General features: G+C 43.6%; 17 protein-coding genes and 1 tRNA gene. 12 read left to right on the top strand and 6 right to left on the bottom strand.

Annotated elements, in window-relative coordinates; genetic code table 11:
- Positions 1-212 precede the first annotated feature (212 nt).
- Positions 213-1,538 carry a thioredoxin domain-containing protein gene (locus H6G05_RS21435; protein WP_190581349.1) on the bottom strand — a complete coding sequence of 442 codons (1,326 nt, stop codon included), beginning with the start codon at positions 1,536-1,538 and terminating at the stop codon, positions 213-215.
- 385 nt (positions 1,539-1,923) lie between these two features.
- Here H6G05_RS21435 and miaB point away from each other — a divergent pair, with 385 nt between their 5' ends.
- The 11 genes from miaB to H6G05_RS21380 all read left to right on the top strand — a co-directional run bounded on the left by miaB (position 1,924) and on the right by H6G05_RS21380 (position 12,190).
- On the top strand, positions 1,924-3,276 hold the full coding sequence (gene miaB, locus H6G05_RS21430) for a tRNA (N6-isopentenyl adenosine(37)-C2)-methylthiotransferase MiaB (RefSeq protein ID WP_190581347.1): 1,353 nt from the start codon (positions 1,924-1,926) through the stop codon (positions 3,274-3,276).
- Positions 3,277-3,353: 77 nt separating this feature from the next.
- Positions 3,354-3,425, top strand: a tRNA-Lys gene (locus tag H6G05_RS21425).
- Between the two features lie 146 nt (positions 3,426-3,571).
- On the top strand, positions 3,572-4,732 hold the full coding sequence (locus H6G05_RS21420) for a glycosyltransferase family 4 protein (protein WP_190581345.1): 1,161 nt from the start codon (positions 3,572-3,574) through the stop codon (positions 4,730-4,732).
- A gap of 65 nt (positions 4,733-4,797) precedes the next feature.
- Positions 4,798-5,754 (top strand): FTR1 family iron permease, encoded by a 957-nt coding sequence (locus H6G05_RS21415; protein WP_322096414.1) that lies wholly within the window; start codon positions 4,798-4,800, stop codon positions 5,752-5,754.
- 93 nt (positions 5,755-5,847) lie between these two features.
- Positions 5,848-6,615 carry a nickel pincer cofactor biosynthesis protein LarB gene (gene larB / locus H6G05_RS21410; RefSeq protein WP_190581343.1) on the top strand — a complete coding sequence of 256 codons (768 nt, stop codon included), beginning with the start codon at positions 5,848-5,850 and terminating at the stop codon, positions 6,613-6,615.
- Between the two features lie 120 nt (positions 6,616-6,735).
- A complete protein-coding gene (dcm, locus tag H6G05_RS21405) occupies positions 6,736-7,776 on the top strand; it encodes a DNA (cytosine-5-)-methyltransferase (protein WP_242025730.1) in 1,041 nt (346 codons plus the stop codon).
- Entirely contained in the window at positions 7,769-8,302 is a 534-nt protein-coding gene (locus H6G05_RS21400) for an HNH endonuclease (protein ID WP_199310717.1), read from the top strand. Before dcm ends, H6G05_RS21400 begins: the two co-directional genes overlap by 8 nt.
- A gap of 225 nt (positions 8,303-8,527) precedes the next feature.
- On the top strand, positions 8,528-9,049 hold the full coding sequence (locus H6G05_RS21395; protein ID WP_190581332.1) for a VOC family protein: 522 nt from the start codon (positions 8,528-8,530) through the stop codon (positions 9,047-9,049).
- A gap of 128 nt (positions 9,050-9,177) precedes the next feature.
- A complete protein-coding gene (gene carA / locus H6G05_RS21390; RefSeq protein WP_190581330.1) occupies positions 9,178-10,347 on the top strand; it encodes a glutamine-hydrolyzing carbamoyl-phosphate synthase small subunit in 1,170 nt (389 codons plus the stop codon).
- 120 nt (positions 10,348-10,467) lie between these two features.
- Entirely contained in the window at positions 10,468-11,559 is a 1,092-nt protein-coding gene (locus tag H6G05_RS21385) for a RuBisCO accumulation factor 1 (RefSeq protein WP_190581322.1), read from the top strand.
- Between the two features lie 16 nt (positions 11,560-11,575).
- Positions 11,576-12,190: a class I SAM-dependent methyltransferase gene (locus H6G05_RS21380; RefSeq protein ID WP_190581320.1), complete on the top strand. Its 615-nt coding sequence runs from the start codon at positions 11,576-11,578 to the stop codon at positions 12,188-12,190.
- A gap of 151 nt (positions 12,191-12,341) precedes the next feature.
- Here the strand turns inward: H6G05_RS21380 and acnB are convergent, their stop codons facing one another.
- The 3 genes from acnB to H6G05_RS21365 form a co-directional block, all read right to left on the bottom strand.
- Positions 12,342-14,942, bottom strand: a complete 2,601-nt coding sequence (gene acnB / locus H6G05_RS21375; RefSeq protein ID WP_190581318.1) for a bifunctional aconitate hydratase 2/2-methylisocitrate dehydratase — start codon at positions 14,940-14,942, stop codon at positions 12,342-12,344.
- A 104-nt stretch (positions 14,943-15,046) separates the two neighbouring features.
- Positions 15,047-16,654, bottom strand: a complete 1,608-nt coding sequence (locus H6G05_RS21370) for a histidine kinase dimerization/phosphoacceptor domain -containing protein (RefSeq protein WP_190581315.1) — start codon at positions 16,652-16,654, stop codon at positions 15,047-15,049.
- A complete protein-coding gene (locus tag H6G05_RS21365) occupies positions 16,647-18,035 on the bottom strand; it encodes a TldD/PmbA family protein (RefSeq protein ID WP_190581313.1) in 1,389 nt (462 codons plus the stop codon). The genes H6G05_RS21370 and H6G05_RS21365 overlap by 8 nt, the downstream gene beginning before the upstream one ends.
- Positions 18,036-18,350: 315 nt before the next feature.
- Here H6G05_RS21365 and H6G05_RS21360 point away from each other — a divergent pair, with 315 nt between their 5' ends.
- The gene (locus H6G05_RS21360; RefSeq protein ID WP_190581311.1) at positions 18,351-18,902 is read left to right on the top strand and encodes an Npun_F5560 family protein; all 552 of its coding nucleotides are present in this window, start codon (positions 18,351-18,353) and stop codon (positions 18,900-18,902) included.
- A gap of 131 nt (positions 18,903-19,033) precedes the next feature.
- On the opposite strand, the gene H6G05_RS21355 is transcribed toward H6G05_RS21360, so the two are convergent.
- Positions 19,034-20,299, bottom strand: coding sequence for an O-antigen ligase family protein (locus H6G05_RS21355; RefSeq protein WP_190581309.1), 1,266 nt, complete (start codon positions 20,297-20,299; stop codon positions 19,034-19,036).
- A gap of 456 nt (positions 20,300-20,755) precedes the next feature.
- On the bottom strand, positions 20,756-22,390 hold the full coding sequence (groL, locus tag H6G05_RS21350) for a chaperonin GroEL (protein WP_190581306.1): 1,635 nt from the start codon (positions 22,388-22,390) through the stop codon (positions 20,756-20,758).
- Positions 22,391-22,403 lie beyond the last annotated feature (13 nt).

The following is a 22,403-nucleotide window of genomic DNA, read 5'->3' as shown; positions in this document are numbered from 1 at the left end:
TTTTTCGTCGTGGTTTTGATTTCCTGCGTCACTTCATCTTTGACCTTCATCTCAATTCCGAGGCTTTCTTCAACTCCATTAAATTTTTGTCCTGTACTTAGGCTTAGGACATAAAACCCAAAAGATGAGTGGCGGCGCTTCGCGCCGCCACTCATCTTTTGGGTTTTGATTTGTCCTAGCTATCTCTTGCACTGCTATATTCTGTAATCACGTTAATTTACTTTACTAAGCCCTGTATAAACATTTTCATTTACTAATCCCAGCCAAGGATCACTAGCAGGGGTGAGAAACAGCTCATCGTATACTCGACGATTAAGTGCGTTTAAAGTAGCAGTATCACTATTTAGAAATTCACCATTGGCAAACCAATTATGAATCTGTGCGTGAAATACATACTCATTGCGGACTGTATCCTGCGAGATCGCCCGTTCAAAGCTGCTCACCACTGTGGACATAGAGGCACTTGGTGATAGTTTACGCTGCATAACATTCAGACTACCTTGATCGAGATAGACACGATTCTGGTAAAGCCTTGCTAATCTTGCCCAATTAGCATCACTGAGCTTTGCAAATGGGGAAGGCGGCGTAACTTCAGCCAGAGGCTCACCAGTAGTACGGCTTAACGTTGGCATTTCAACCATCATTTTTCCTACGGTTAAGCGACTTGCCAATATTGCACTAACTTGAGGATCGGTAACAGCCAATGGCAGTAATGGTTGTGTTGGTAAGCGCAACCGAGTGAGATCTGAGCGCCAGTTTTTTTCTAACTTAGCGTAGCGATCGCGATGATATTTAATCAGAATTTCACGCCGCAGGTTCAAATCACCATTAAGATTGCTAACTGAGCTTACTGCTCTCTCAGCGTCCTTGAGATTCTCGATAAAAGATTGTGGACTATATAGCCCAGGAATCGCATCAACTGGACGACCTTCACTATCCAAAACATAGTGAATGCTATTGCCAGTGAGAGTTTGCTCTAGCTTGCGACCATCCCCAAAATCAATCGTCACCTTAGGCACAGGACGCTCTGACTGCCAGTGCAAAATAAAGCGATCGCGCAGCAGCTGCGACACCGCCGCATTAGGATAAAGCGCCGTGCGGAAGAATCGACTGTTAGCACAACTTAGCTCATCATTAAGGTTTCCCAGCAAGCGCAAAGACAAAATCGGCTTACCCGTTTCTTTTGATGCAGTCTTAGCCGCTTCTAAATCTTTGTACCAATACAACTTTGAGGCGTCACAGTCCTTTTGCTGGCAAATTGCGTCTAAAGTTGTCCGTAATTGTGGATTATTTGGCAAATCCTTTTGATAAGCATTCCAAAATGCATCTACACCCTCATTTTTAAATTCGCGTAACTTAGCGATCGCCTGTTGGGAAGTTGCTTGATCTTTGGAAGCAGCTTGTTGTACAAGGCTGTCTAAACTCGGTTGTGCTGAGGCTCTAGCTGCCTGTGGTGAAGAGATGGCAGAAAAGGCGATCGCGCCCAAGCTCAGTAAAGTGAAACATGAATTAGCCAGCGTTGTCTTGACAAGCATCATAAAATCTCCCTAATCGCATAGGCTTAAACTTACCCCGACAGACGTATTTATAATTCATATTGTTCCTATTCAGGTACTTGCAAATAAATTATTAAGTTAACCAAAACTATTGCTATGTAATATGTTTGAGCCAAAGTCTTGGCAAAATGGGCACTGGTCAGTTAAACCGATTTTGGTGTTTCCAGCGCCGAAGGCGCTGGAAACACCAAAATCGGTTTCATAATGAGAATTGCTGGTACAGTGACTGCTCGTTGTAATTCTTGTAATCCTTTGGTGTTTTTCGCATACAGGTTTTGTCTGCGACGATAAGCACTACATCATTACAATCAATGCTGAAAGATATTAGAATAGGACAGCAATAATTTCGGCTTGGTTAAACACTTTCATGACTGCTCAGAAATATCACATCGTCACCTTCGGCTGCCAAATGAACAAAGCCGACTCCGAACGCATGGCTGGCGTTCTGGAAGATATGGGCTATCAGTCAACCGAGGAAAGCGAAACAGCCGACCTGATTTTGTATAACACTTGCAGCATTCGTGACAACGCCGAGCAAAAAGTTTATTCGTACCTAGGACGACAAGCCAAGCGCAAACGTGACAATCCTAAATTAACCTTGGTTGTGGCTGGCTGTGTAGCCCAACAAGAAGGAGAGTCACTACTGAGACGAGTACCTGAACTTGACCTCGTGATGGGTCCTCAACATGTCAATCGCCTCGGCGATCTTTTGGCACAGGTATTTAACGGTAATCAAGTAGTTGCCACAGAAGAAGCCTATATAGAAGAAGACATCACCACCCCGCGCCGCAATAGCTCCGTGTCTGCTTGGGTAAATGTAATTTATGGCTGTAATGAAAACTGTACCTATTGCATCGTCCCCTCAGTACGTGGACGCGAACAATCACGCACCCCCGAAGTGATTCGTCAAGAAATTGAAAAGTTGGCGGCTCAGGGTTACAAAGAAATTACTTTACTTGGTCAAAACATTGATGCCTATGGGCGCGACTTGCCCGCAGGTGGGATTGGCGCAGGAATTGGTGGCAAGATTACCTTTACGGATTTGCTTTATCACGTCCATGATGTCGAGGGGATCGATCGCATTCGATACGCCACCAGTCATCCCCGTTACTTTAGTCCTCGACTAATTAAGGCTTGTGCTGAATTGCCGAAGGTTTGCGAACATTTCCATATTCCTTTTCAGTCAGGCGATAACGACATTCTCAAAGCCATGTCTCGCGGCTATACCCACGAGCGCTACCGCCGCATTATTGACGATATTCGCGAGATTATGCCCGATGCGGCGATTACTGCTGATGCGATCGTTGCCTTCCCTGGGGAAACCGAGGAGCAGTTTGAGCGCACAGTGCAGTTGGTAAATGATATCGGCTTTGATTTGGTGAATACGGCCGCTTACTCACCCCGTCCTGGCACACCTGCGGCAGTTTGGGAGCATCAGTTGAGTGAAGAAATTAAAAGCGATCGCCTCCAACGTCTTAACCATGCCGTTAACCAAAATGCGGCTCTGCGATCGCAACGTTACGCAGGACGCATTGAAGAAATCATGATCGAAGGTACAAACCATAAGAATCCCTTGCAAGTTATGGGACGCACCCGCACTAATCGGATTGCCTTTACCGAAAACACAACTGGTAAATCATTAGCTGAACTAATTGGTCAGACTCTTTCTATAAAAATTACTGAGGTAAGACCCTTTAGTTTAACTGGTGTAATTTGCTAAATGCATGTTAGACTAGCCAAGCGCGTAAAAAACACATGTGCGGAATGCATATAAAAGTTTACGTTCTTCACTCAAATGGGTCGCTAGCTCAACGGTAGAGCACTCGGCTTTTAACCGATTTGTTCCGGGTTCAAATCCCGGGCGACCCATAAAATACCCCAGAACAGCTAGCACGAAGTGCTAGCTGTTCTTTTTATGTTGCGACCGCAACACAATTACCTTGAAAGATAGCCCCAACACTTCGCGCCGCCGCTAGTTTTGGTATTATACCTTTGGTAATAATGTGGTGTAGTTCATGCATATTGCATGGTTAGGTAAAAAATCGCCTGCTTGTGGCAACGTGACCTATAGTCGCGAAATTACAAATGCGTTACTCGATCGCGGGCATCGTGTCAGCTTTATGCATTTCGCGCCTGAAAGTGATGCAGACCATGAGGAGATAGAAGAACATGCTCAAGAAACGCAGGATGTCGCCTTACCATTCCTCTACAAATCCACTATTTACACGGTTCCATCTCTCAGAGCAAATAAGATTCTTGTTGATTCTTTGCGATCGCTAAAGCCTGATCTGATTCATGCATCCCTTGCCATATCCCCTCTCGATTTTCGACTGCCAGAAATTTGTGCCGAACTCGATTTACCCCTTGTAGCTACATTTCATCAACCCTTTGATCTGAAGCGGCGTAACCTTGCCTCTAGTACGCAGCAACTCACCTATCAAATTTATGCCCCATCCTTGGCTGACTACAACCAAGTCATTATCTTTTCCAATATTCAAAAAGAACTACTAAACAAATTAGGAGTTCCTAATACCAGAATTGCCGTTATTCCCAATGGAGTTGATAGCGATCGCTATTCACCAGGGGCTTCAAATATTAAAGAGGAACTGAAAGCTGATGTACTTTTTCTCTATCAAGGTCGTCTAGCGGCGGAGAAGAATGTCGAAGCTTTACTCAAAGCGTGGCGCAAATGCCGAATGCCAGAGGGTTGCAAACTAGCGATCGTTGGGACTGGACCTTTATTGGCAGGTTTGAAGACTTTTTATGGCAATGATCCCAGCATTGTTTGGATGGGATATATTGCCGATGAGCAGAGACGGATTGAGATTTTGCGTGGGACGGATGTGTTTATTTTACCTTCGCTAGTGGAGGGGTTATCGCTATCGCTCCTAGAAGCGATGTCTTGCGGCGTAGCATGTATAGCAACTGACGTGGGCGCAGATGGTGAAGTAATTGAGAATGGTGCGGGAATTATTCTCGATTCTCATAAGGTAACTTCGCAGCTTTGTACGCTTTTACCTCTATTTGCTGATCATCCAGAGATGGCAAAAATTATTGGTATAAAGGCAAGACAAAGAGTTTTAGATCGCTATACGCTGGTGAAAAATATTGATCGCTTAGAAGTCCTCTATGAGCAAACCATGAGTCAGCAATGGGTTCGAGTTAGTGCTTTCTAATAGTTTTGGTGTTGGTTAACTTAAACACGACCAACGTATTTACTACTTTTTTAAAGCTACGCTGGATGTTGCTAGTCAATAAGGAAACTTGTATGGATTTTAGTGCTGCATTACCGATTTTTGCAATTACTTTACGTGAGGGAGTCGAAGCGGCTCTGGTGGTTGGTATTGTGATGGCATATCTCAAAAAAGCCGATCGCAGTTCACTGAATCCTTGGGTATTTGGTGGCATTGGGACAGGCGTATTGGCGAGCTTTGTGGTGGGGATATTATTAAACTGGTTTCTTAAGCAAGTCGAAAGTACAGAACCGAACCAAGCGGCTTTTTATGGGCAGTTATGGCAAGGAGCTTTGGGACTTACCGCGATCGCGATGTTGAGTTGGATGTTGGTATGGATGACTGAAAATGCCAAATCGCTGAAGGGGGAAATTGAGGGTCAAATCGGCAAGGTGATCGCTGATGAAAAGACTGCTGGTTGGGCGGTTTTTACGCTGATTTTAATTGCGGTATTACGAGAAGGGTTTGAGGTGGTGATCTTTATCTCCGCAAAGCTGCAAGGTGGACTTGTGCCAATCATCGGTGCGATCGCAGGTTTAGTGGGAGCAGTAGCGATCGGGGTAGCTCTCTTTCAATTTGGAATTCGCATTAATCTCAAAGTCTTCTTTCAAGCGATGGGAGTCTTTTTATTGCTCATCGTGGCTGGTTTAGTGATCAGTGCGATCGGGCATTTGGATAAAGCTGTGGCAGCATTTGCCGAACTCTCCCAGACTTCACTCTGTTTTGCCACTGAGGCAACAGAAACAACAACCTCGTTATCTTCTTGTTTATTAGGTGGTTTAGTTTGGGATGTGCATGAGATTCTTCCAGACAAAGAATTCCCAGGGATATTGCTCAAAGCTTTGTTTGGCTTTCGCGATCGCCTATTTCTTGGACAAGCGATCGCTTACTTTACGTTCCTTGCTTCTGCGGGTTTTCTCTATTTCCAAAGCCTTGCTGATAAGTCGCTCAGCCCAAATAAATAAAGGCGGTGCTTCGCGCCGCCTTTATTTATTTGGGCTTTGGTATTACATTGCTATATTGGAAGTGTTTGCCCTAAATCAGTACATTGAATCTCTATGCATGACAACTTAAAGCAAATTCTGGAAACAGTAGCGAAAGGAGAACTCAGTCCAGAGCGAGCTTTAGAAGAATTGAAATATCTCCACTATGAGTCAGTGGGAGATTTCGCCAAAATCGATCATCATCGCACTTTACGAACTGGTTTTCCTGAAGTGGTTTTTGGCTTGGGTAAAACACCTGAGCAAATTATCCAGATTATGCAGGTGATGGAGTCTAAAAATCCCTTGGTAATGGCAACCAAAATCTCATCTTCCGTTTATGAACAAATTTGGTCATCTTTGCGCGGATTGAGATATTTCCCGATCGCCCAAATTTGCTGCCTCGGCGAATCAACCATGAAAAAGCAAGGCACAATCACGATCATCACCGCAGGAACTGCCGATCTACCAGTCGCAGAAGAAGCGGCGGTTACAGGTGAGCTATGCGGGTTTACGGTGAAGCGTCTCTGGGATGTGGGTGTTGCAGGTATCCACCGCTTGCTCAGTCATCGTGATGCGATCGCTGATGCTGATGTGATTATTGTGGTTGCTGGCATGGAGGGAGCGTTGGCAAGTGTGGTTGCTGGTTTGGCGGATTGTCCGATTGTGGCTGTGCCGACGAGTATTGGTTATGGGGCTAGTTTTAATGGGCTTGCGCCTTTGCTGACGATGCTTAATTCCTGCGCCACTGGAGTGGGTGTGGTCAATATTGACAATGGTTTCGGAGCAGCGATGTTAGCAGGGAAAATTTTACGCTTAGCAAGCGATCGGCAAGATTTTAGCTAGAGAAAACATGATTTTGTTAGGGGTTAAACATTTGGATTAAGATCTGTATTTTTGTCGTAGCTAGCGCTAGACTTAATAATCTAGATGATTAAATCTCTAGTATGAGAACCCTGTATTGTATTGGCTATTAATGTAAAAAATTTAGAGATAAACATGAGTTTTGTTTTTGCTGATCTATTTGCTGGTATTGGTGGGTTTAGAACAGCATTAGAAAGTGTTGATGGCAAATGTGTATTTTCTTCTGAGTGGGATAAATATGCACAAGCAACATATAAAGCTAACTTTGGTGATATACCAAATGGAGATATTACTCAGATACATCCATCTATAATTCCAGATATTGACATATTAACTGCTGGATTCCCATGCCAACCATTTAGTTCAATTGGTAAACGAGAAGGTTTTGAACACCCTACGCAGGGAACACTATTTTATGATGTAGTTAAAATTTTAAAAGAAAAAAAACCTAAAGCTTTTATCTTAGAAAATGTTGAAGGTTTAGTGAGTCATGATGGTGGGAAAACTTTAAATATTATATTAGATACTTTATCGGTATCTACAAATGGGCAATATCTTTTTCTGAGTAACCCTGATGTTAGGTATCATATTTTTTGGCGTATTTTAGATGCAAAGGATTATGGATTACCACAAATTAGAAAAAGAATATTTATAGTAGGTATATCTGAAGATATTTCCATGGATATACCTGATTTTAAATTTCCTTTACCTTTCCCATATAAAGAGTTTATTGGTTCCTATGTAGAAGAAAACGTGAGTGGTTATTCAATATCTAAGCATTTACAAGATTCATATTTATTTAAAATAGACGATGGTAGACCAGAATTAATTAATCGAGATTCTCAGATACAGGTAAAGACTTTAGTTTCTACTTATCACAAAATCCAAAGATTAACAGGGACTTTTGTTAAAGGTGGAGAAACTGGCATTAGATTGCTTAGTGAAAATGAATGTAAGGCAATTATGGGATATTCCCAAAGTTTTATTGTTCCTGTTTCAAGAACACAAATGTATAGGCAGTTTGGCAACTCAGTTGCAGTTCCTGTTGTCCGTGAAGTTGCAAAAAGCTTAATTAATTGTCTTAAGAGATATAAAGCTATTACAGATGATTCTGTAAAAAAAGGGAGCTTGATTAGTGTCTGATATTAATAACGAATCTACGGAAAAAAGTCTTGTCCAACTCAACATCATCAGAGAATATTTTGAAATGAATCCTGATGTTGAAATACATACCAAAGATATTGTTGATTGGGTAAGTGCAACATATCTAGAACGCACTGGGAAAATATTTAGAGATCCCGATAGAGGTATTAGATCGTTATATCAAAAAGGATTCTTACTAAAAATAGCAAAAGGGGTTTACAAATACGATCCTCAATATGCTCAAAATAAACGCCAAGCAGACTTTACAGTATCTCAAAAAAATGAGATTTTGAAACGTGATGGTTATAAGTGTGTAATTTGTGGAGCTAGTCGAGAAAATGGAGCAGACTTGCATGTTGATCATATTAAGCCTAAAGATATGGGAGGTTTAGCTACTATTGAGAATGGTCAAACTTTATGTAGTCAGCATAATTTTCTCAAAAAAATCTTAAGCAGACCGAAACAGGGAAAAAGATGTTTATTCGACTGTATGAGCTTTCCAAGAAAGAGAATAATCAAGAACTAATTGATTTTTGCGAAACAATCCTTCAAACCTTTGAAGATTTTAAGATTAACGGACATATTGAATGGAAAAAGTAGAATTATAGGTTCTTCAAAACTAAGGTTAAGCATTAATGAATTTAAACTAAAAAGTATTGAAGAAAATCTCAAAGTGTTATCCCTTAACTCAAATCCATGATATTTGCGTTAAACTAAAAGCCTAAGTCTCTTAATATGTAGTTGCTTTACGATGGAGTCAATTTTTTCTACTCAAGGCATCATGGTTATGCTCCTCGGTGCATACGCTGTTGCCATGTGGATGTTCCTCACCAGCGCACCAAAAGTACACACGATCATGGTTTCCAACCTCGATCAAGCGCGATATTTTTACGAAGGCGAAATGAAACTGCCGATCGCTGATGTGCCGCTACATTATTACTATGGCTATGAATATGGCATGGGCGCACCAGCCGACCCCATTTATATTCCTGCCGAAGCTAGACGATCGCGATCGCAGCAGTATTCAGCCGATATGGAAGGCGCATGGTATCTGCTCAAGAAAAACGTCCAACTGCATGTCGTCTCTGGTGCAAATGTTACTGATGCAAATCGAGGACGGCATATTTGCTTTAACCGTGACTGTGTAGAGCAGATTTTATTGCAAATTCAAATTAAAGGGATCAAACATAAAGTTCGCAGCGAGAAGCCACTTAACTTTTTGGTCAAAGACCCCGATGGTCAAGTGATTGAAATCGCTGAAGTGGTTAGCTAAATAAAAAAGAGGGCTTGCATTGCAAGCCCTCTTTTTTGATCTTGTGACCTAGATAACGTTTAGAATGATCGCTAGTGTCCAAAATAAGTAACTGAATAGTGGACAGCAACGAACGAGTATTTGAAGATATGGCAACAAAGCAAGCAGCGATTTTGGTCTTGGCGGATGGTACTTGTTACCGTGGCTATGCCTTTGGCGCATCGGGAACCGCGATCGGCGAAGTAGTATTTAATACGGGTATGACTGGCTACCAAGAGGTAATGACCGATCCCAGCTACCGAGGACAAATTGTAACTTTTACCTGCCCCGAACTTGGCAATACAGGCGTAACTCCCGAAGATGATGAGTCCGATCGCCCACAGGTGCGTGGTGTCATTGCCCGTAACATTACCGCCCTACCAAGTAATTGGCGATCTCGTCAGTCCTTGCCAGACTACCTCAAAGCGCATAATGTCGTCGGTATTGCAGGGATTGATACTCGCGCTTTGACACGCAAATTGCGATCGCTCGGCGCAATGAATGGCGGCATTTCCACCGAAATACTCGATCCTGAAGTGTTACTTGCTAAGGTGAAAGCAGCACCATCAATGCAGGGTCAAAACCTCGCTCAAGCAGCTTCCACTGATCGCATTTATGAATGGGCAGACAAAACCTTACCTGAATGGGAATTCATCGAACCATCGCAGTTAACAGGTGAAGCGATGACTGTTGTAGCGATCGACTTCGGTGTGAAGCGGAATATTTTGCGTCGTCTCGCTAGCTACGGCTGCCGCGTGATCGTCGTCCCAGCCGATACTCCTGCCGAAAAGATTCTCTCTTATAATCCCGATGGCATCTTCCTATCAAACGGTCCTGGAGATCCCGCCGCAGTCACACAAGGAATTGAAACTGCGAAAGCTTTGCTAGCTGCGGATAAACCAATGTTTGGTATTTGTTTAGGACATCAAATTTTGGGCTTATCAATGGGTGGCGATACCTTCAAACTCAAGTTTGGACATCGTGGGCTAAATCAACCTGCCCAAAACCAAGCCGAAAACGCCGATCGCCGAGTAGAAATCACAAGCCAAAATCATGGCTTTGCCCTCACAGGTGAATCCTTTGAGGCATCTCCTGCGATGTTGACCCATATCAACCTCAACGATCGCACTGTTGCAGGGCTAGAGCATAAAACTTTGCCCATCTTCTCGGTGCAATATCACCCAGAGGCTAGCCCCGGACCTCACGATGCCGATTATCTCTTCGAGCGTTTTGTAAACTCCATGCGCGAACATAAAAGCTCTAAGCAAGTAGCGGCTTAGCCATCCTGATCCCCCCCACCCCCCTTAAAAAAGGGGGAGAATTTTCTTCTTCCCCTTTTTAAGGGGGATTGAGGGGGATCTACACTCTCAAACGTAGACCAAAGAACTATCAAAACAATCATGCCCACTCCCGTAGCCACACTTCCCACAGACTCTGAAGGACTTTTGAAACTCTTACGCCATAAGGAAGGAACTTGGGTGCAGTGGGGAATTGCTTGTCAAATGTTGCAAAAAATGGGAGAAAATTCTCTCGCAATTTTTGAGAATACTGGCTTTGAACCAATTCAACAAAACCAGATTGTGGTTGCTTCACAGGTCTACGCGAGTCTACAAGCTGGTAATGCGGCGGATATTGTCCTTGCTCATTTTGAGCAGAAAGGCAGCGACATTCTCAATGAGTTGCGGGTACTCAATCAATCAGAGCGCGTTGCTATGGCAACCTTCGCCCTCGAAAAAAATCTTGATGTTTTGGAAGCTAAGGATGTTGTTAAAGCAATTAAGGAAGCTTCTAATGTTGCCAACTTGCCTGAAGGATTTACACGTCATCCTGGGGATGCTGTGGTGTTGCAAATCTTAAAAGCAGCACAAGGTAAAATCGATCCACAGGAACGCACTAGACTAATTGCGCGGGGATTGCGTTTTGCCCATAGTGAGAAAGCGCGTGCAGCGATCGAGCGTTTGCTCATGGAGATGTCCGCACCCGCCAAGAAAAAAGCTCCTAACCTGCCCAACTTCCGTTACGATGCAGAAGATAGTATCCCTCGTATCTTGCCTGTGGTGGGTACATTACCGCTATCAATTGATGTATTTAAGTCATCTCCAAAAGCTGAAGAATTAGCCCCCTTTGGAATTGTCCAATCCTCTGTTGAATCCACTTGGGCAACTCTTCCAGGTTGGTTTGTCGTCCATGAAGCAGAAGATGGAGTAGTGGTTTGCTGTAATACTGATACTTTACAGGCGGCAATTAATCAAGAAGTTCTTAGCGCTGTCCGCGATCGCGCTGAGGATATCTTGGTGCTAGTCGATCGCTCACAACGCGAATGGGATGAGAATAGCTATTTTGCGATCGCGGGTGAAGATGGCAATCTCGAGTTTGCATGGTTTGAGCTACCGCCAGAAGTGGAACTCTTAGGCAAAATCACTTTAACTCTGCGCCCCAAACGCTTCTTTGACGAAGCCGCTTCCCAAGATCGTTGGCAGTTTGAAGAATAGAAAGAAATTAACCATCATGCTGGACAGAAAAGCCCACTGGCAAAATGTTTATCAAGAAAAGTCTCCTTTAGCTGTGAGTTGGTATCAAGAAAAGCCAAAATTATCATTGGAGATGATTCGGCGTACTCAAATTGCTAGAGATGAAGCGATTATTGATGTTGGTGGTGGTGCTTCAGTACTAGTGGATTACCTCCAAAAAGAAGGCTTTACGAATTTGTCAGTTTTAGATATTTCTGAAAATGCCTTGGATAGCACTAAAAAGAGACTGGGTGATTCCGCAAAAAGCATTGAATGGTTAGAAGCTGATATTACTCAATTCCAGCCACCACATCAATTTTCACTTTGGCATGATCGGGCTGTTTTTCATTTTCTAACAGAGCAATCAGATCGAGAACGTTACGTAAATACTTTAAAATATAGTTTAAGACTAGGTGGTCATTTTATTATTGCTGCCTTTGCGATCGGCGGAGCGAAAAAATGTAGTGGACTTGAAATTGTGCAATATGACTCTAAAAAACTGAGTACAGAACTAGGAGCAGATTTTGAGTTAATAGAATCAATCAATGAAGTTCATATCACTCCATCCAACCAAGAACAAAAGTTTGTATATTTTCGTTTTATCAAAACGTAGCAAAAAAAGAGCCAATTTTTTGTGGAGCGGCTTCGCTACTCCACAAAAAATTGGCTCTTTTTTTAGCCTGCAAGAAATTTTTTAAAAGTGTTGCAAAGCAACACTTTTAAAAAATTTCTTGCAGGCTTTGAGCGCTTTGCGCCGTAAATTACTACTTCGCAGCTACGGGCATACCCAAAATGTCCTCAATGCGAGGCATTTGGTCTAAGGGAATCACTCGACCTTGATCTTCAAAATTGGCAATCTGGTCAAAATTAAGATAGCGATAAAGAGAACTTGCAAAAGGATCGATCTTCTTAGTGACGATCGCTTTGTACTCATCCACAGTAGGAATCTTACCCATCAAGGCACAGACTGCTGCTAATTCCGCCGAACCAAGATACACCTGAGCATCTTTGCCCATCCGATTATTGAAGTTGCGAGTGGATGTTGAGAACACCGTTGCGCCATCGGCAACCCTTGCTTGGTTACCCATGCAGAGAGAGCAACCAGGGACTTCAGTTCTAGCTCCCGCTACACCAAAAGTGCTGTAAATCCCCTCTTCTTTGAGTTGAAATTCATCCATGCGGGTGGGTGGTGCGACCCAGAGACGTGCCTTAACAGCCGCTTCTTTTTCGAGAACCTTGGCAGCGGCGCGATAATGTCCGATGTTGGTCATGCAAGAGCCGATAAATACTTCATCCACGCGATCGCCTGCTACTTCCGAGAGTAACTTCACATTGTCAGGATCGTTAGGTGCAGCAACAATTGGTTCCTTAATTTCATTAAGATCAATCTCAATGATTTCCGCATATTCAGCATCAGGATCAGCTTCCATCAGGACAGGATTAGCAAGCCATTCTTCCATTTTGGCAATGCGTCGCAAGAGGGTCTTAGGATCGCTATAGCCACGAGCGATCATGTTCTTCATCAAGGCAATGTTCGATCGCAAATATTCGGCAACTGTTTCAGTACTGAGCTTAATGGTGCTACCAGAGCAGGAACGCTCGGCAGTAGCATCAGTGAGTTCAAAGGCTTGTTCCACTTTGAGATCTGGCAAACCTTCGATTTCCATAATCCGACCTGCGAAGACATTCTTTTTATTCTTCTTCTCGACCGTCAGCAAGCCTCTTTGAATGGCGATATAGGGAATGGCATTGACCACATCGCGCAGGGTGACACCAGCTTGCAATTCGCCAGTGAAGCGCACTAGCACTGACTCAGGCATATCCAAAGGCATAATACCAAGAGCCGCAGCGAAGGCAACTAGCCCTGAACCTGCGGGGAAAGAGATACCGAGGGGAAAACGAGTATGGGAATCGCCACCAGTTCCAACGGTATCAGGCAAGAGCATCCGATTTAGCCAAGAGTGGATAATCCCATCATTGGGACGCAGCGCTACGCCACCACGATTAGAGAAGAAATCAGGAAGTTCCTTATGGGTTTTGATGTCGGTGGGCTTAGGATAAGCTGCCGTGTGACAGAAACTCTGAATTACTAGGTCAGCGCTAAATCCTAGGCAGGCAAGCTCTTGCAACTCATCTCGGGTCATCGGACCAGTTGTATCTTGAGAACCAACGGTGGTCATCAGTGGTTCACAGGAAGTATAGGGGCGCACACCAGCTACGCCGCAAGCTTTACCGACCATCTTTTGGGCGAGGGTATAGCCTTTACCAGTGTCCGCAGGAGTAGAAGGAAGGATAAATGCATCACTGGCGGGAAGCCCGATCGCATGGCGAGTTTTAGCAGTCAAACTACGTCCAATTAGTAGGGGGATTCTACCACCTGCGCGAACTTCATCCGCGATCGTGTCAGGAGTGAGGCTAAAGGTAGAAAGTGTTTCTCCTGCGGCGTTGGTGATTTTGCCATCACGAGTGTGAATCGTAATTACATCACCCATTTCCAACTTAGAGACATCGCACTGAATCGGCAATGCACCTGCATCTTCGGCAGTGTTAAAGAAAATCGGCGCGATCGTGCTACCAAGAATCACACCACCCGATCGCTTGTTGGGAATAAACGGAATATCGTTGCCAATATGCCATAGTACCGAGTTAATCGCTGATTTGCGCGAAGAACCTGTTCCCACAACATCACCAACAAAGGCAACGGGATGTCCTTTTTGCTTGAGTTCTGCAATCTTTTGCAAACCTTCAGGCATCATTGATTCCAACATACTCAAGGCATGGAGGGGAATATCAGGGCGAGAGAAAGCTTGAGAAGCAGGTGAGAAGTCATCAGTATTGATTTCGCCTGTGACTTTAAAAACTGTCACAGTCACAGTTTCAGGCAATACAGGACGACTAGTAAACCATTCGGCGGCAGCCCATGACTCGATCACCGATCGCGCTCTGGTATTGGTCTTTGATAGTTCTAAAACTTGGTTAAACGCATCAAACACTAACAGGGTTTTCTTTAGGGCTGTGGCGGCGAGATCACCCAATTGGTCATTGGTCAGCAAATCAATTAGGGTTTGGACGTTATAGCCACCTACCATCGTGCCGAGTAGCTCTACAGCTCTTGTGGGTGAAACTAGAGGCGATGTATGTTCACCCTTTGCGATCGCGGTTAGCCATCCTGCTTTTACATAGGCAGCCTGATCGACTCCCGGGGGAATGCGATCGCGCAGCAACAATAATAAAAATTCCTCTTCGCCTGTGGGGGGATTTTGCAATAGCTCACAAAGCGCAGAGGTTTGCTGAGCATTCAAGGGCAAAGGCGGAATCCCTTGCTGAGCGCGTTCGGCAACATGATCACGGTAGGCTGATAACATACGTTGTTATTTTTAATTCTTTACGAAAACTTAACTTAATTATCGATCCTAATCAACTTTAGGACGCAAATTATGTTTGAGACGATATATTTGCAATTTTGTGATCATAAATTTTCCTGAAAAGTAAAATGAAAACTTGCTCCAACAGAACAGGATAAATCTAAAGTAGCTCTCAATTGTTGCGCTAAAATCCTCACTAATCGGAGTCCCAGAGAAGTAGTTCCATTAAAGTCAACATTTTTAGGAATTCCTATTCCATTATCTCGAATCACTAAATGTAAATTATGAGGGTCAGTAGATTCGTATAAACTCACCTCAATCACCCCTGTCATATTATTTGGGAATGCATACTTGAAAGCATTAGTTAATAGTTCATTGACAATTAATCCCATCGAAATTGCTGTGTCAATATTTAATAGAGTGGGCTTAACATCTAGCTTTAATTCAACTTGGCTAGCATTAAAATTTGTAGAGCTATAAAGATTAACAACTAAACGTTGGAGATATTCACAAAAATCAACCTTATCCACATCCTGAGATTGATACAACTGCTCATGAATCAGGGACATTGTATGAATTCGTCGCTGACTGTCTGAAATCGCTCTCAAAGCAGCGGCATCATCGATATAACGAGCTTGCATTGACAGTAAACTATCGACCACACTCAGATTGTTTTTAACACGATGGTGGACTTCTCTTAATAAAACTTCCTTCTCGGAAAGTGATGAGTGGAGTCTGGTTTCTGCTTCTTTCAATTCTGTAATATCTGAGGCTGCACCGATTATTTGCTTAACTGCACCATCAGGATTTCGTAAAAATATAGTTTCTTGGCTATAAAACCATTTCCATTTACCATGAACATCGCGCATCCGATATTCTATAAAAAATAAATCTTCTGATTTTTGATCGCGTACATGATCATGGTGCTCCCTTACTTTCACAAAGTCTTCAGGATGCACGATGTTTTGCAGTAAGGAATCACCCATGGACTGAATTTCTGACAAGGAGTAACCGAGAATATGAGTAATAGACTGATTACAATAAATATTCTGTTTCTCTTCTACATCGTAGATATAAAGAATATTCGGAATTGTATCGGTGATCCGTTGAATAAATTGCTGGCTCTCTTTAAGAGCTTGTTCTGCTTGCTTACGGGTTAGCGCGATCGCAATATAAGTAACTATGGTTTGTGTTAATTGGACTTCTTCTTCGGTGAACTGTCTGGGCGCATCAAAATACGCGACAATATCTCCTAAATGTCGATGTTCGTACTCTAATGGAAAGACGGCGATCGCTCCAATACCTTCTTCTTGACAGATGCTCTGTAAGTGGCGATCGCTAGGCAGTATTGCACAGTAAGGAAAAGATCGAAATTTTGATTCTACTTGATGAGATGCATCTTCAAAAAAAGCTTCGATAGCCTGTTTGTATTTTTGACTAAGCCCTATAGATTCTTGATATCTTAAACCTTGGTAAGACTCCGTAATGATCAGGGCTGCCCGTGAAGTTCGTAATGGCGGACAGATTCCATTTAAAGCAACTTGATAAATTTCCTTAACCGTTTGAGCAGCATTCAAAGCCGATACAAAATCGTACATTAGTCTTAATCGATTAAGCTGCAAATTCAAACGATCTTCAGTTAATTGCTGATCGGCGATCGTTTGGACTAATTGGAAGTTAACTGATTTAAGTTCTGTTTTGACTCTAGGCATGGGTTTCCCCTCCAATGATCGCATTCTTAATTCTTAAGCTCGGCGAACCACAACCAACTGCTAGCCCACTTTGTCCGCCTTTTCCGCAACCGCCAGACTCATCCCACAGAAAGTCATTGCCGATCGCCTCAATGTCCTGTAATGTCTCAAAGGCATTTCCTGAAAGCGTTACATCCTTGACAGGCTCAGCAATTTTGCCATTGCGAATCATCCATGCTTCCCCTGCGGTAAAGGTAAACATCTCGCCATTGGTCATGCCGCCTTGCCAGTTTTTGGCGTACACACCCACAGGAATATCATTAAACAAGTCCGCCACAGGGGTTTTGCCACGACCAATCCAAGTATTAGTCATCCTCACTATGGGCGGATAGTGATAATCCAAACATCTAGCGTTTCCAGTTACTTGCTCACCCAACTTTCCTGCTGTCTCCCGCGAATGCAACCTACCAACTAATACACCATCGGCGATTAATTGTGTTGTTGTCGCAGGCACACCTTCATCATCATAAAGATAACTACCCCGATGCTCAGCCACTGCTGCGCCATCAAATATCTGTAAGTCTTTTGAGCCAAATCTTCTACCAATGCTCATCGTTTCTAACATGTCAGGATTTTCATAGAGCATATCTGCTTCTGAGAGATGCCCAAAGGCTTCATGCACAAACAATCCCGCCAAAATTGGATCGATTACTACTGTGTAAGTATTGCCTTGTACCGTCGGTAAGCCTAAAGCCGCTACAGCGCGTTGAGATGCACCAATCACTTGCTGCTCCAAATTAAGTAAATCCGCATAAGCACGCCTTGAACCAAAGGTTTCACGACCAGTTTGGACGGTATCACCATCTCTCGCGATCGCGGAACATCTTAACTCCCAATCAGCCCATTCCTGCTCGATCATTGTGCCTTCTGATGTGGCAAATATCATTTGTTGCGTACAGTCGCCATAGCGGACAGAGGTACTAACTACCCGATCCGAAACCGATCGCAAAATATCTGTGTAGTGAGCGCATAAATTCTTTTTATCAATAAGTGCGATCTGATGGGGATTTTCTTGAATCAGTGATACTTTTGCTTGCAAAGGTTCTACGTCAGCTAAAACAGTTTCTTCATTACCCACCCATTTGGCTGCGGCGATCGCCTCTTGAAGTTTGGCTTCCAAATTATCCAAATTATTAAAACTCGCAAATCCCCATCCGCCTCGATGGCAAGCTCTCACCTGTCCACCAATCGAGATACCCGTACTCAGAGTCTCAACTTTGCCACTACGTAAAAAGATATCTGCTCCCTGCGATCGCTCTAGCCGAATCGCAAAAAAATCTACCTGTGGTTTATATTTCTGCACTAAGCTCGAAATTTGATCTTTAACTTGCCATATGTCCATATATAAAGCTCACAGAAATGCCCTTGATGCATCTTACTGGAAATTATCGCAATAAAAATATCATTTTAGTGGATAAATAATAGTTTCTACAGAAATATTCATTATTTTTGTAGAAGCCTAAAACCCAAATATGGTGAGGCAGAGCTTTGCTCCGCCTCACCATATTTGGGTTTTGATTGGTTCTAACACAAGTGGCGATGAAAACCCTGAAATTGATTTCACCATAAGAATTGCTGAAATTAAAAAATGTAAATTGCCAACTGAGTACTTGTGTGATATATATCTTAGCCTAAATTCCCTTAATGAATTGCACCTATGAATGCCACCGTAAATGCCATCGCGAATCCCTCCGAAAACATGACAGCCAATCTTCAGAAGGAAATCAATTTACTTAAGGTTGACTTAGAACAAAAGGATCTGCTAGTACAACAGCTTTCTGAAGAGCTTTTTCGTTTGGTCAAAGGAAATACTGCCTTTCTGCCCAATGCTGAGGTGCATGAGCAGCATTCAGAAGAAATGCGCTGTTTGGCAGAAAAACTAGCGCTAGTCGAAAATCAATTAGCCTTGTCACAAGCACTCATCCAAGATCGCGATCGCGAAGCTTTAGAATTGCGTCACACCATCCAAGAAATGAGCGATCGTAATCGGATGCTAGAGCAAGTTGTACAGGAGTTGCCAAATATTTATCGGGCTAAGTTTGCAGAGCGGATTGTCCCCATCAAACAAAAGATTGAAGCTCTCCAAAAAGAAAATCGCCAATTGCATATTGAGCTACAAAGCCTGAGTTTCCGACTTTCAGGTCGTACACGTCGCCCTACCACTCAACAACGCCTTGAGCTACCCAGAGTTATGCCTGCCTTGGGTTAATACAGCACTTGCCGATCAACCGAGCCATAAGAAAAACTTTGAAAGCGTTGCGAAGCAACGCTTTCAAAGTTTTTCTTGATTTGGGTTTAAGCGCTAATCGCTGTAAGTAAAGACGGTGCAAAGCGCCGCCTTTACTTGTTATGTCTGGTTAAGCCATACATCCCACCTAGCAAAAGCCATAACACCATACTCAGACGTGGTTCATAGAGTACTAAATCTAACCAACCTGACATCAAAAAAAGCATCACCCCAATCGTAACTACGACGATCATTCCTTCTGAGTCTTTGATTAGTGCTGATTTAAGCGATGTCCAGATTGTCCAGCCGATGATACCGATAAACCCTAATAGCGCAGGAATTCCTGCGCCAACTGCGATCGCTAAAAACAAATTATGCTCATGGGGTAACCCGCGCAAGTCGTAGCCCATAGACTGCGCCACAAGTGGAAAATTGCGTAGCCCCCAACCCTGAATTGGATGCTGAGAAATCAGAGAAAGCGCAAATTGCCATACATTCAGGCGATCGGCTGTGGAAGCATACGCGCCTAAACTTGGATCAACTGTACTAGCTAAGCGATTGACAAATCCTTCTGGTAATAGTGATCGCACAGCTTCACCACCCAAACCAAATTTCTGTCCAAATACACCCCATGTAATCAAAAGCGAGATAATTCCAAATCCTGCTACTAGCAGCCATTGACGGTAATACATTGCTAACGCTACAGCACCTAATATGGCGAGTCCCCAAGCATTGCGTGAACCAGTCAGAACTAGTACACATGTTCCTAATGCAAGGGCTATAGCCGCGATCACTTGTTGAGATTTGGAGATGCTTTTAACTTTGCCGAGTGCAAAATGTAAGGCGATCGGGAGGATCATTAACAAGTAAGCAGCCGTTTCATTGAAATGACCAAAAAATGACTGGATGCGGCGATCGGGACTAAATCCCATCGGAATCGGATAGCTATCAAAAATCACTTTTGGGAATATCCAATCGGGGCGATCGATAACTGCCTGTAAAACGCCAAAACCGCTCACCATCAAGGAACTCAGTACCAGTAACCATAGAAAATGAATAAACTGAGTTGGGGTACGAATTATATAGCTAGTAATGGCAGTCAAGAAAAAATATGGTAAGAAATTCGCTAATCCACCTGCGGCTGTGGGGATATTGAATGCGATGATGGTGGTGAAAATCATCCATAACGACAGCCCGAAATAAGCTTGATTAACTGGTGTGGCGATCGCTCTCCATCCATGGCGAAAGAGAACTCTCAAAGCCAGTAATGAAGCAAAAACTGGCATAAAAACATTACTAATCACCATAAAAATAGCAACGTTTTGTAGCCAGTTCCACTCTAAACTCAATTCATCGTCTTCAGTCGTTTTCCAGAGCATCCATTCACCTTACAGATTATGTAACTTACGTTACGTGGAAATTTCTAAGACTCTCACCCCTAGCCCCTCTCCCAAAGGGCGAGGGGAACAAGAATTTTCTGGACTTTGCTCCCCCTCTCCTCTTTGGGAGAGTGGGCTGGGGGGTGAGGGCAATCTTTATTCCACGTAACATTCAGTTATGTAATACCAATTCACGCAAAGTGTGGCAACACTTTTGTGAATTAAAAAACAAACCCAGTAAGGGTTTTAAAAACACTAAATGGCATAGCCATTTAGTGTTTTGGTATAAATGTTACAGCGCTTTGCGCTCAAACCCAAAACTTTTGAAAGTGTTGCAAAGCAACACTTTCAAAAGTTTTGGGTTTGGTATATTTGGGATAAAAATCCAAAAGGGAAAGGAGCGCACAGCGCTCCTTTCCCTTTTGGAGATCAAGATTCGCCTAGCGAATTCTTTGATTAATAATCGAAGTCGCCGCCAGCGCCCATTGCACCGCCGCCGCCAGCGCCCTTATCTTCAGGCTTGTCAACGACAATACATTCGGTCGTGAGGATCATGCCAGCGATCGAAGCTGCATTTTGCAAAGCCGAACGAGTAACTTTAGCAGGATCGACAATTCCAGCAACGAACATATCTTCAAATTCACCAGTCATCGCATTGAAGCCGATGTTGAAGTCTTTTTCACGCACATTCTCAGCGATTACAGCACCGTTGAAGCCAGCATTTTGAGCAATACGCTTAACAGGAGCAGACAATGACTTAGAAACGATGATTGCGCCAGTTAGTTCTTCACCAGTGAGGTTCGCATTTGCCCAAGTGAATAGTTCTGGAGCAAGGTGAACATAGGTTGTACCACCACCAGGAACGATTCCTTCTTCAACAGCAGCCTTAGTTGCGTTAATAGCATCTTCGAGACGAAGTTTACGATCCTTCATTTCGGTTTCAGTTGCAGCACCGACCTTGATGACGGCTACGCCACCAGAGAGCTTAGCAAGACGCTCTTGAAGCTTTTCTTTGTCGTAGGAAGATTCGGTTTCTTCGATTTGACGACGGATTTGCTCAACGCGAGTCTTAACTGCTGCTTCATTCCCATCAGCAACGATTGTCGTGCTGTCTTTGGTGATGATGACACGACGAGCTTTACCGAGTTGGTCAAGCTTAACTGCATCCAGACGCAAACCTGCATCTTCAGTGATCACTTGTGCGCCTGTGAGGGTTGCCAAATCTTCGAGCATCGCTTTGCGGCGATCGCCAAATCCAGGAGACTTGATAGCAGCAACGTTGAGAACACCACGCAAACGGTTCACAACGAGGGTAGCAAGAGCTTCTTTTTCGATGTCTTCAGCGATGATGATCAGAGGACGACCAGAGCGAGCAACTTGCTCAAGAACAGGTACAAGTTCTTGAACTAAAGCGATTTTCTTGTCAGTGATCAAGAGAACTGGTTCTTCAAAAGAAGCTTCCATGCGCTCAGCATCGGTGACGAAGTAAGGAGAGATATAGCCCTTATCAAAGCGCATACCTTCAGTAATTTCCAATTCGGTGAACATGGATTTACCTTCTTCAAGGGAAATCACACCTTCTTTACCGACTTTGTCCATCGCTTGAGCGATCATTGCGCCGACTTCTTCATCGTTACCAGCCGAGATGGTTCCAACTTGAGCGATTGCTTTAGAATCTTCAATGGGCTTAGCATGGTCTTTGATTTTGCCAACCAAGAAAGCAGTTGCTTTGTCGATACCGCGCTTGAGAGCGATCGAGTTAGCACCAGCCGCTACGTTACGAAGTCCTTCTTTAACGATCGCATGGGCAAGAACGGTTGCAGTGGTAGTTCCATCACCAGCCGCGTCGTTAGTTTTGGAAGCAGCTTGACGAATCAAAGCTACGCCAGTATTTTCAACGTTATCTTCTAGTTCGATTTCCTTCGCGATGGTCACACCATCGTTAACGATTTGAGGAGAACCAAATTTCTTCTCTAGAACTACGTTGCGTCCTTTAGGACCAAGGGTCACGGCTACAGCTTCAGCCAAGATATCCATACCACGCTCTAGGGCGCGACGAGCATCTTCGTTGTAAATTATTTTTTTAGACATATTTTTTAATTGG

This window comes from Phormidium tenue FACHB-1050 (genome assembly GCF_014696925.1).
Classification (GTDB): Bacteria; Cyanobacteriota; Cyanobacteriia; order Pseudanabaenales; family Pseudanabaenaceae; genus Pseudanabaena.
Note: the sequence above shows the minus strand (reverse complement) of the source record. Positions and strands in the feature narration are given on the sequence as shown.

Coding starts and splice junctions, on each gene's coding strand:
- H6G05_RS21435 (WP_190581349.1), bottom strand. CDS start 1,538: ATGATGCTTGTCAAGACAACGCTGGCTAATTCATGTTTCACTTTACTG.
- miaB (WP_190581347.1), top strand. CDS start 1,924: ATGACTGCTCAGAAATATCACATCGTCACCTTCGGCTGCCAAATGAAC.
- H6G05_RS21420 (WP_190581345.1), top strand. CDS start 3,572: ATGCATATTGCATGGTTAGGTAAAAAATCGCCTGCTTGTGGCAACGTG.
- H6G05_RS21415 (WP_322096414.1), top strand. CDS start 4,798: ATGTTGCTAGTCAATAAGGAAACTTGTATGGATTTTAGTGCTGCATTA.
- larB (WP_190581343.1), top strand. CDS start 5,848: ATGCATGACAACTTAAAGCAAATTCTGGAAACAGTAGCGAAAGGAGAA.
- H6G05_RS21395 (WP_190581332.1), top strand. CDS start 8,528: ATGGAGTCAATTTTTTCTACTCAAGGCATCATGGTTATGCTCCTCGGT.
- carA (WP_190581330.1), top strand. CDS start 9,178: ATGGCAACAAAGCAAGCAGCGATTTTGGTCTTGGCGGATGGTACTTGT.
- H6G05_RS21385 (WP_190581322.1), top strand. CDS start 10,468: ATGCCCACTCCCGTAGCCACACTTCCCACAGACTCTGAAGGACTTTTG.
- H6G05_RS21380 (WP_190581320.1), top strand. CDS start 11,576: ATGCTGGACAGAAAAGCCCACTGGCAAAATGTTTATCAAGAAAAGTCT.
- acnB (WP_190581318.1), bottom strand. CDS start 14,942: ATGTTATCAGCCTACCGTGATCATGTTGCCGAACGCGCTCAGCAAGGG.
- H6G05_RS21370 (WP_190581315.1), bottom strand. CDS start 16,654: ATGCCTAGAGTCAAAACAGAACTTAAATCAGTTAACTTCCAATTAGTC.
- H6G05_RS21365 (WP_190581313.1), bottom strand. CDS start 18,035: ATGGACATATGGCAAGTTAAAGATCAAATTTCGAGCTTAGTGCAGAAA.
- H6G05_RS21360 (WP_190581311.1), top strand. CDS start 18,351: ATGAATGCCACCGTAAATGCCATCGCGAATCCCTCCGAAAACATGACA.
- H6G05_RS21355 (WP_190581309.1), bottom strand. CDS start 20,299: ATGCTCTGGAAAACGACTGAAGACGATGAATTGAGTTTAGAGTGGAAC.
- groL (WP_190581306.1), bottom strand. CDS start 22,390: ATGTCTAAAAAAATAATTTACAACGAAGATGCTCGTCGCGCCCTAGAG.